This is a genomic window from Frankia gtarii, assembly GCF_025403375.1.
GTDB lineage: Bacteria > Actinomycetota > Actinomycetes > Frankiales > Frankiaceae > Frankia > Frankia gtarii.
Window position 1 is genome coordinate 1 of sequence record NZ_JAMPTM010000342.1, and the last position, 6537, is coordinate 6537.

7 protein-coding genes are annotated in these 6537 nt (G+C 71.0%); 1 reads left to right on the forward strand and 6 read right to left on the reverse strand.

Going from position 1 to position 6537, the window contains the following annotated elements; genetic code table 11:
- On the reverse strand, positions 1-925 hold a 925-nt coding region (locus NBZ83_RS28875), incomplete at its 3' end, for a PAS domain-containing protein (RefSeq protein ID WP_261576205.1).
- 265 nt (positions 926-1190) lie between these two features.
- On the opposite strand from NBZ83_RS28875, the gene NBZ83_RS28880 reads away from it, so the two are divergent.
- On the forward strand, positions 1191-2126 hold the full coding sequence (locus NBZ83_RS28880) for a PIG-L deacetylase family protein (RefSeq protein ID WP_261569554.1): 936 nt from the start codon (positions 1191-1193) through the stop codon (positions 2124-2126).
- A 52-nt stretch (positions 2127-2178) separates the two neighbouring features.
- On the opposite strand, the gene NBZ83_RS28885 is transcribed toward NBZ83_RS28880, so the two are convergent.
- From NBZ83_RS28885 to NBZ83_RS28905, 5 genes are all read right to left on the reverse strand, one after another.
- On the reverse strand, positions 2179-3528 hold the full coding sequence (locus tag NBZ83_RS28885) for a glycosyltransferase family 4 protein (protein WP_261569555.1): 1350 nt from the start codon (positions 3526-3528) through the stop codon (positions 2179-2181).
- Positions 3529-3826: 298 nt separating this feature from the next.
- Complete coding sequence (locus NBZ83_RS28890; RefSeq protein WP_261576206.1) at positions 3827-4585, reverse strand: hypothetical protein; 759 nt, start codon at positions 4583-4585, stop codon at positions 3827-3829.
- Positions 4586-4969: 384 nt separating this feature from the next.
- Positions 4970-5395, reverse strand: a complete 426-nt coding sequence (locus tag NBZ83_RS28895; protein WP_261576207.1) for a ChaB family protein — start codon at positions 5393-5395, stop codon at positions 4970-4972.
- Positions 5396-5494: 99 nt separating this feature from the next.
- Positions 5495-5683 (reverse strand): hypothetical protein, encoded by a 189-nt coding sequence (locus NBZ83_RS28900; protein ID WP_261576208.1) that lies wholly within the window; start codon positions 5681-5683, stop codon positions 5495-5497.
- A 335-nt stretch (positions 5684-6018) separates the two neighbouring features.
- A complete protein-coding gene (locus NBZ83_RS28905; protein ID WP_261569560.1) occupies positions 6019-6537 on the reverse strand; it encodes a DUF6328 family protein in 519 nt (172 codons plus the stop codon).

Consider the following 6537-nt stretch of genomic DNA (forward strand, 5'->3'; position numbering starts at 1 on the left):
GCGGGGGTGCTGCGGGGGGTTCGCGTCGATCCGCGCGGGCGAGCAGGCCGCCCCGCTCGCCGGTCTCGTCCACGTCGTGGGCCTGCACGAGGTCGGCGCCGAGATGGTCGGCCAGCGCCGTCACCGCGTGTTCCCACAGCGCGGCCGGGGTTTCGGCCTCCAACGCCCGTTGGCCGAGGTCGGCGACGAGGGCCTGTTCGGCGGACCGGATTCGCAGGCTCGCCAGGGCATGCTGGCGATCGGTGATGTCGGTGCCGATCGCGGCGACGACCTCCACCGTGTCGGCGGCATCGGGGATGGGCACCAGGTGCACGTCGAGGCATCGGCCGAACGCCTCGACGATTTCGTGAATCCGCTCGCCGCCCAGCACCCGGCGCATCAGCGAGAGCATCTGGGGGTACTCGGCGAATGTTGTGAACACGGAGCTCTCGCGCGCCGCGGAAAGCCGCGCCGCAGCCTCCGGTGTCGCCGTCCCCTCACTGACCAGGACCCGCCCGTTCCGGTCCGTCAGGAAGATTGACATCGGGGTGTTTTCCACGACGAGTCGTAGCCAGTTCTGCGCCGCGATCTCCTCGGACACGTCTTGAAGGTGGGCCAGGAAGGAGCGGTCACCGTCGGGACCGATCAGCAGCGCGGTGGTGCACAGAGCGTGCACGACGGCGCCGTCCGGGCGTAACAGGCGCACCATCAGGCGGGCCCTGTGCTGCCCCGTCGCCAGTCGCAGCCGGGCCTGTGCTGCCCAGCGTTCCCGGTCCTCCGAGACGCAGACTTCCTCCCAGACCATCCCGACGAGCTCGGACTCGGTGCGGCCGAACACGGCGCACGCCGCCGCGTTGGCGCGCCGGATGCGATGGTCCCGGGCGCCGGTCTCGACGACAGCGATGTCCAGTACCTCGAAAAGGTCCCGGTGTTTCTCCTCCGGCACGATTACTCACCTACTCGGCCCACAACTGCTCCCGTGGACCTCCTACCCCGAACATGCCCATGGTAATCAATCGGACACAATCCGCACCACCGGTGTGGATGCCGACGGTTCGTCGCCAGTCATGTCGTCGTAGCTCGTGGGGATTGACCAGGTCATGGTTGCCGGCTGCGGGCGAGGGTGTCGAAGCCACTCGCTACAGTGATCCTGGCCGGAGATCGGGGCCGAGGTGTCTCGTTTCCCCCCGGCGCAGGCGAGGGCCGGCCGGGTGAATCTGTCGCACGGGGAGATCGACGGGATGGATGTGGCGAAGGCGGTCCGCCGGGTGGTCCCGGGGGATCCGGAGACGGTACGCGATCGGGTGATGGTGCCGGCGCGCTCGCTGTGGCGTCGGGCCTGGACCCGGCGCGGCATCGACATCACCTCGTCCATGACGACGAAATCCTGCCTCGTCGTCGCCCCGCATCCGGACGACGAGACGTTGGGGTGCGCGGTGGCCATCCTGCGCAAGCGGGCCGCCGGCACCCCGGTGACGGTCGTGATCGTCAGCGACGGTTCCCGTGGGGAGCCGGCGACGTTGCCGCCCGCGGAGTTGATCGAGATGCGTAAGGCGGAGACCCGCCGGGCCTGCGCCCTGCTGGACGTCGGCGAATCCGATGTGCTTTTCCTCGGCTTTCCCGACGCGGAGCTCACCGACCAGGTCGACGCCGTCGCCACGCGCCTCGGCGAGCTCATCGGGACCCTCGCGCCCGAGCAGATCCTGGCGCCGACCTCGTGCGAGGGGCACCCGGACCACGATGCGACCAACGAGGCGGTGCGCCGGGCGGTGGCGGCGACCGGCTTCCGCGGCCAGGTACTCGAATACACGGTCTGGTTCTGGACGCACTGGCCCTGGACCCTGGGGTACGGGTCGGCGGGCTGGTCGGCGCAGCGGCTGTTCGTCCAGCCTCTGCACCGGTTGCGGGAGCGCCGTCCGCTGCTGGTGGACGCGACCGACCTGCGGGCGCGCCAGCGCCGGGCCCTCGCGGAGCATGCCACCCAGGTGGGGCCCGGCGACACCGGGTCCGACGACGCCGCGGTGACCGGCGCGCTGCTCGCGACGTTGCAGAGCCCGTACGAGGTCTACGTCGCCGCGGGGGCACTGAGGCACCTTGACTTCGACCGCCCGTGGCGGCCCGGCCCCGGCACCAGCCGGCGCCCGTAGCGGGCGCGGCGACCGGTGGCGGCGCCGATGCCACGGTTAGCCGATGCCACGGTTAGTGGCGGGGGGCGGTCCACTGCCAGTGTCGGCGTCGCTCCCGAGACAGGTCGGGGTACAGGCCGTCGTTGGCCGGGGCGCTTGACCGGCGACGCTGCTGCGGCAGGCCATGCGCCCCGAAGTGCGCGACGGCGCGGCGGTACGCCTCGACCTTGCGGCGGGCGATGGCCGCGGATTCGAGCTCGACCACGCCGAGGCGCCCCCGGGCTCCGAATGCGCTCGCCCGCGCGGGGTCGAGCAGGAACGGCGCCAGCGCGTCCGCCAGCGGCGCCGGATCGCCGGCCGGCACCGAACACCCGGCCTCCCACCGCTCGACGAAGGGCGCTACCCCGGCCTGGTTCGTGGTCACCACCGGCCGCCCGGCCGCCATCGCCTCAGCGGCGACGATCGAGAAGCTCTCGAAGCGGCTCGGCACGGCGACGACCCGGGCCTGCCGGTAGACGTCGTGGAGCCGGGAACCGGACAGGTGACCGGTGAACTCGACGTCCAGCCCGAGCTGAAACGCCCGGCGGGCCAGCCACTCGCCCGAGGGAATCCCGTCGATCTCACCCGCCGAGCGCCCCGCGAGCAGCAGCCGGTGCGACACCCCCGCAGCGCGCAGGCGTGCCGAGGCGTCGAGGAGGACGTCCACCCCCTTGAAGGCCTCGAGTCGACCCACGATGGCGATGGTCGGCGTGGTGTCGGCGACGTCGGGAATGCCGAGCCATGGCTCCGCGTCGAAGGGGTTGGGAATCACCTCGACCTCACGATTACCCAGCCAGCCTTGCTCCCGCAGCGTGTCGACGAGCAGCTGCGACGGAGAGGTGACCACGTCCGCCCGGCCGGCCGAGATTCGGTCCAACCGGTCGGCGAGCAGCCCCTTCGCCCCGAGCGGCTGGCCTGCGAGGCGGACCGCGAGCATGGTTGGGCAATGCAGGTGAATAACCAGCGGCACCGAGCGGCGGGCGGCCTGGATCAGGGCGCGAGTCTCGCCATCCTGCGTCTCAATCACGTCCGGTTGCAGCCCGAGCCGGCGGGCCCACAGGCTGTAGGAAAGCGGGAGGCTGGCCCGAAGCGTCAGTGAGTCACGTGGGTACAGCGGCCCCCGGAGCTGGGCGCCGAACTTTCCCAGCGCGCGGCTCACGGGCACTCGTAGCAGCGGCCGCCGGTGAACGTGCACCCCGTTCTCCACCGAGTCGTCGAACCGGTACCCCTGCGCGCACAGCACGTGGACGTCGTGGCCGAGCTGCGCGAGCGCCGTGGCCAGTGCCGCCGTGTAGGTACCCGCGCCGTCCCAGACGACGGGTGGATACTGCTCGCAGAAGAAGAGAATGCACAGTCGTCGTAAAGTTAGCAATGACTCCGCCACGTGGTGTCCCCGATTCCGCCGTGCCGTAACGAGAGAGTGCGAAGAATATCACCAATACGTTACTTCGTGGATCGTCCTCATGTCGCTACGAGCCCACGGCTCCGGGGAGTTTGAGGGAAACTTAAGGTAACGAGGCGGCGCTGATGCCCCACCGGTGCCGGTGCCGGCGGCGGCGGCTGTGGGACGGGCACCTTCGCGCGGGCGCGGTTGTCGACGCGACAAATTTGACTATCTCGTAAGAGTCGAGTTCCCGCGCTGTCCGGCGGGATGTCGGGTGGGGAGCCGGGACCTAATTGTGTCAAAATGGGATTAATGCTTCTTGCGTGTTCGCAGTGCCGACCCGGCCTGCCGGCGGCGGAGCCTCCGCCGGTCCACCGACTCGATTGACCGGCTCTGGCGCGCGCCCGCATGTGAGAGTCCCGTCGGGTGCCGGTTCCCGCCGGGAGGCGTTACCAGGCATGGCTTCTGGCCGAGTCGACCATGGGTGGTCGGGCGCAACCGGGATGCGGGCCCGACGGTCGTCGCTGGCGCCTGGCCCCGGTGCCGTCCAGCGCCGCGCCGACCCGGCGGGCCTGCCCGACCTGGTAGCCGCCGTCAGCGTGCCGAGCGCCACGTTCAGTAACCGGGCCTTCAGATCCCACCAGGCGATGTCGACCGCGCTCAACGCCTGCATCACCGTCCCGCGGGTGCCGAGGTTGCGCCCGGCCCGGTGCATCGCCGACCAGCCGGCGGCGATGCCCACACCCGGCGGCCCGGACTCCAGGTTGTAGCGGGTGATCCCGCCGGGCCGCTGCTTCACGCCTCGCCAGTGCAGATAGGTGCCCTGCAGCCCGTTCGCGACGATCGCCACCGAGGCCAGCGGCAGCACGGTGCGCGCGGCCCGTCGGGAGAACACCGCAGCGGCGCCGGCCGGGATCGCGACGGGTACCACGGCGATCGGCCACCGCATCATCTTGTTGCCGAAACTCGCGCCGTCGTGGGACAGGTGGATCTCACCGATGGTGATCGCCGCCCCCAGGGCGGTCTGCGTGAGCCGCGAGGCCCGCGCGGTGTCCACGTCAGTTCTCCTTCGTGCCGGGCCGCAACTGTGCCGCCTTGTCCTTCACGCCCTGCCGGACGAAACCCCAGGCGTTCTCGTCACCGTGCAGCACTGCCCTGGCCGTGCTGACCGCCTGGTCGAACGTGGCATGCGGGGGGATCGGGGTCGCAGCGGATGTCGAGGACCGCCGGCCGGTCGGCGGCGGAGCGCGCGTTGTCCCGGTCGGGCGGCGAGACCGGCGAAAGGACGCGGCGGTGAGCGGGCGGCCGTGGCGGTACCGTTCGCCCTGGCCGCCCGCTGATCCCGCCTCGGGCGCAGCCAGGCCCGGCCATCGCATTTCCCATCGCAGTACCGCCCAGGGGCGAGGATCGGCTGGCTCGCTTACTCGCCGCCGAGATGAGCTCAGCGCGCCTTGGCGGTAGCCCGACGGTTGGCCTTTTTGATCGCTTCGACGAGTTCCGCCTTGTTCATGGTGGAACGCCCCGGCACGCCGAGTTCGCGGGCGAGCTCCCTGAGGTGCTTCACGGAGGCGTTCGCGTCGACCCCCTCGGCGGTCGGGCCACCACGCCGCGCGGCGGCTCCGCGCCTGGCCGCCTGCTGGTCCGACGGGCCCGAGTGCGCCTTCGGCTCCCAGCGGTCGCCGATTTTCTCATGGGTGTGCTTGAGCGACGAGAATGCGGCCCGGTGCGCTTGTTCGCCTTCGCCGTACGACTCCACCGCGGAGTCGTGGGTCTTTTTCCAGGTTCGTACTGCCTTGTCATCCGAGCGTGCCACGGTGGACGGCACGTCGGGCCGCGCCTGCTCGGCTTCCTTCCTCTTGTCTGCCACTGTCTCTCCTCTGGCTGGTCCGCACGCCACGTCGGTCTGCTCGGTCGATTCCCCCGCCGTGTTCGCCGACCAGGCCGTGGTCTGCGATGGTCCGGTCGCTTACCGCGCTTCCCAGGGGGCGTCGTCGCCCATCTTCTTGTAGTACTTGGCCAGGTGGTTCTTGGCCCGGGTGATGTCGGCCGCTGGTAGGTCCACGCCGCCGCGCGAGCCCTGCATGACCGCCGCCGCGCCGTTCCAGGCGTGTGTGCGGTCGGCCAGCGGAAAATCTTTGAAGGGAGTGACGGACATACAAGCCTCCTCGTGGTCCGCTCCGGATCGTTTCGATCTGGCCGTTCCCCGGTCCGTCGTGACAACACCTGCGAGCATGCGGCACCTGGACCGGCCTGCCTTCCCGCGCGCCTGCGCGTATCGCGAGGGCATCGACGACGAGCGGGTGGCCCACCGGAGCGCGGCGTAGGCGGGTGGGAGAGGGCGGCGAGCGCGACGGCGGAGACGACCCCAGCAAGGAGGGGGCAGCTTATGCGTGCACTGGTGTGTCAGGGTCCGCGGCAGGTCACGGTCGAACAGGTGCCGGACGCCCGGATCGAGGCGCCGACGGACGTGCTCGTACGGACCCCCGCCTCCTAGCGGCCCGTGTCCCGGCGGCCGCGCAGCCGGACGGCCACCGGGACGATCGCCCACAGGATCACCAGCAGCGCGAAAACCGCGGTACCGGCGACGACCCCGGCTGTGTGCCCTTCGACGACGTCGAAGATCAGCGCTATGACGCCGGCGACGGCCAGCGCGAGCAGCGCGAGCCCCGCCTGGGCGACCCGGCTCGCGACGCGGACCAGCGCCTCCTTCTCCCGGTGGCGGAACACGGCCCGGTGAATGCTGACCGGCATCACGAGCAGGCCGGTGGCGCCGACCGAGAGCAGGACGACGGCCAGATACAGCCAACGCTGCTCGTGGCTGAGCATCGTGAAGCGCTGCTGGAACGGCAGCGAGAGCAGGAAGGCGGTCAGCAGCTGCACCCCGGTCTGGGCGACGCGCAGCTCCTGGAGCAGCTCGCTCCAGTTCCGGTCGGCCCGCTCCGCTTCGGTCTCGCTCCGGGCCCGCGCGGCGCTGCCGCCGTCCCCGCCGGCCGCCCCGCTCCCCATCAT